The sequence below is a fragment of the Nocardia sp. NPDC058497 genome, assembly GCF_042720195.1.
Classification (GTDB): Bacteria; Actinomycetota; Actinomycetes; order Mycobacteriales; family Mycobacteriaceae; genus Nocardia.
In genome coordinates this window covers 1-3,395 of record NZ_JBHXMY010000623.1, presented here as the reverse complement: position 1 = coordinate 3,395, position 3,395 = coordinate 1, and the positions used below count along the sequence as shown (strand labels likewise).

General features: G+C 68.6%; 3 protein-coding genes. All 3 read right to left on the bottom strand.

Features of this window, described 5'->3' with window-relative positions:
• Window positions 1-116: 116 nt before the first annotated feature.
• Window positions 117-1,136, bottom strand: coding sequence for a 3-oxoacyl-ACP synthase III family protein (locus tag ACFWPJ_RS28385; RefSeq protein ID WP_378855900.1), 1,020 nt, complete (start codon window positions 1,134-1,136; stop codon window positions 117-119).
• Window positions 1,133-1,792 (bottom strand): SRPBCC family protein, encoded by a 660-nt coding sequence (locus tag ACFWPJ_RS28380; protein WP_378855898.1) that lies wholly within the window; start codon window positions 1,790-1,792, stop codon window positions 1,133-1,135. Before ACFWPJ_RS28380 ends, ACFWPJ_RS28385 begins: the two co-directional genes overlap by 4 nt.
• Window positions 1,789-3,395, bottom strand: a 1,607-nt coding sequence (locus tag ACFWPJ_RS28375) for a thiamine pyrophosphate-binding protein (RefSeq protein WP_378855896.1), incomplete at its 5' end; no start/stop codon positions are given. The genes ACFWPJ_RS28380 and ACFWPJ_RS28375, both read right to left, overlap by 4 nt.

Genomic DNA, 3,395 nt, shown 5'->3' with positions numbered 1-3,395 from the left:
TCGGCCGTCGGGTGGGGGGCTTTAGGTTTTCGGGCTCCGCCAATTGACACCTGGGGGGGGGGGGGGGGGGGGGCGCCCCCGCGGGGGGGGTATGGCGGGTGCCGCCAAGCGGATGGTCATCGCGCCGCGCCCCACCGCACGGCGGCCGCGCCGGCGAAGTCGCCCGCGTGCGCGAAGGCCGACATGAGCACCACCGACCCGTTGCGCAACCTGCCCGCCCGGTTCTCCACATCGAGCGTCACCGGAATGCCCGCGGCGAACAGGTTTCCGCACTCGTCGAAGGTGTCGGGATGACGTTCGGCGGGCAGTTCCAGCGCGTCGTGCCAGTTGCGCAGGAACAGCCGGTTGGGCTGATTGGTGACGAAGGTGTCGATATCGCGGCCCTTCACCCCGATGTGATCGCACACCGCCAGCGCGACCTCGGGGACCAGCCGGTTGCCGCGCGCGAACACCTTGGTGATCTTCGATTCGGTGAAGGTCACACAGCCCTGGCCCTCACCCGGTTCCCAGTACTTGCGCGAACCGTTGGTGGAGAAGTCCATGTCACCGGCGAATTCGGGGTAGGTGCGGCATTCGATATCGAGGATCGGCGCCGAGTCGTCCTTGCGCAGCAGGCCGACGCCGCAGCCGTCGCCGGGCACCGGCGCCTGGGCGAGTTTGCGGATGTCGGACTGGGTGAACACCGGTCCCGCGCAGTTCTGGGCGGCGACGATCAGCGCGGTACGGGCATCGCTGGTGGCCATGATCATGCGCGCCAGCCCCATCATGTGCACGAAGGCCGCGCAGCCGCCGTTGTGCACATCCAGGACGTGCGCCGGTTTCGCGCCGAGCCGCCGGGCCAGCTCGGGACCCGTGCCCATGACCGGATTGTCGGGCAGCTGGGTATGGGTGATGAGGATGTCGATCTCGGCCGCGAGGTCGTCGCCGTGCCGTTCCCGCAGCGGGGCGAAGGCCTGTTCGGCCATGTCGACGGCGGTTTCGTCGCGGGCGATGTGATGGCGCCCGGTGGGGGACCGGAACATCACGTTCTTCGCCATCCGCTCGGAGCGGGAGTACTGGGTGAAGTAGTCGGTCGGGACCGGATCGCCGGGCAGATAGCTCGCGACGTCGACCAGACTCACCTGCGGGAAATTCACTGCATCCACTCCGGCTTGATCGGCAGCCCGTTGGCCGCGCGGTATTCACAGATGGCCTTGAGGTTGTCCAGCTCCAGCTGGTGACCCGCGGAGAACATCTCCCAGAAATCGCCGACCCACACCGGGCGCTTCGGCGGCGCGGTCTCCGGATAGCCGTTCTCGTCGTAGAAGGGGTGCTTGCAGTTGACCCACAGCACCACCGAGCCGGGCTTGTCGAACACGACCTGCGCGTCGACCACCCGCATCAGGTAGATCATCCACAGGTGTTCGGACTGGTCCCAGGCGCAGTGGTAGTCGACGGTCATCGCCTCGGGATGGGCGACGGTCCTGGTGAAACACTTGGTCGTATCGCCGAGCCGGTCGTAGGACAGCCACAGTCCAGGCTCGTCGGTCTCGTGGAATCCGCGCAGGCTGTAGGTCCACTCCTCGAGTGAGCGGGTGTCGGCGAGATACTCGAAGACCTCGCGCGGTGGTGCCGCGATGTAGGTCTGCACGGGGCAGTAGTCGCCGTAGATCTGGTCATGCGGGTACACCGACCGCAGCATGTCCATGATGATCGGCGTGGTCGCCTCCCGATCGGAATTCTCGATGCGCAGCACGCCGGGGATCACCCCCTCGGGGATGTCGCTGAGTGCGGGCAGGGCGCTGGTGGTCACGGTGTACTCCTGGCGGCGTCGATGGTTGACAGGAACGGCAGGAAGGGTGGGATTTCGTCGGGGTCGCACAGGATTTCGAGGAACGAGGGGCCGGTGGCGGCGAAACTGCCGCGCAGGGCGTCGGTGAGGTCAGCGGGGTCGTCGACGGTGTGGGCAGGGAGTCCGGGGAACATGGCCGCGATGCCTGCTCCCAGGTGTGCGGGGCGGAAACGGTTGAAGCTGTAGCGATCTCGGTAGTAGAGCTGTTCGCGGGTGACGCACATGGCGTGCGCGTTGTTGTTGAACACGACGAAGGTGATCGGCAGATCGTGTTCGATCGCGGTGTGCAGTTCCATGCCGTGCATGTAGAACGCGCCGTCGCCGGCGATCACGATCGTGCGATGCGGACCGTCGGCGGCGTCGTGCCGGGCGAACGCGGAGCCGATCCCCGCGCCGAAGGCGTAGCCCATCCCGCCCATCCCGAGGGCGACGACGAAACGTCCGCCCTCGGGCACCCTCAGGTAATGCACCACGGACGCGCCGGTGTTACCAGCGTCGGCGAAAATATCGGCGCCGCGGGGGAGTTCGCGCTGAATCGCCTCGACGACAGTGCGGTAGCGCAGGCCGGGGCCCGCGGCGCCGGGCACGGACATGGGGGTGAGGTCGGGGGTCGGTGCGGTGATGGCGGCCGGGGTGGCGTCGAGACGGGTCAGTAGGTCCGCGATGGCCGCGGCGAGATCGGTTCCGGTGACGTGGAGCGCGGCCGGATACGGCGGCAGCGCGCCGATGCTGAGCAGCGGGATATCGGCGATGACCGACTCGAGGCCGGCGCGGGCGGTGACCGGCATGCGGGTCCCGATCAGCAGACAGGCGCTCGCCGAGGTCAGCGCCTCGACGAGCTCGGCGTGGCCCATGCTCCCCGCGACGCCGCAGTAGCCGGGGCCGGTATTGGCGTAGACATCCTTGGCATCGGGCGCCAGGCCGATCGAGGCGTCCAGCGCGGTGACGAGTTCGGCGAGCTCGGCGCGGGCATTGTCGCGGGCTACCTGATCACCGGCGATGATCACCACCTTCCCGGTGCGGCGGGCGGCGGCGAGTTCTTCGGCGATCACGTTGGTCGAGGCGGTCGTCGATGCCGTGGCAGAGGCGGGCTGTGCAGTAGTCACCGGTGCGGTGGCCAACTGCGCGGTCGCTACCGGCGTGGTGGCCGTGGCGGGCTGCGCGGTCGTCATCGGTGTGGGGGCTGTGGCGGGCTGGGCGGTCGTCATCGGTGACGGGGCCATGGCGGGCTGCCGGGAGCCGTTGCGCTGGGCTCCGCGCCATTGCTCGGCGTTGCTGCGGTCGGCGGCAGCTAGCGTCGGCATCGACTGCTGTTGAACATCTTTCGGCAGAAGCAGCACAGCCGGGCCGCCTGCCCGGGCCGCCGCGACGGCCGCCGCGAACTGCCTGGGCAGAGCAGCCGGATCGGTGACTCGCACGCAGTACCGGCTGACGGTGGCGAACAACGCTGCCGCGTCGATAGATTCGGCCAGCCCGCTCGAATCCTGGAAGGCGCCATGGCCTTCCAGATTCGTCGGCGGCTGTCCGATGAGGGCCAGCACCGGCACCCGCGAGGTGTAGGACC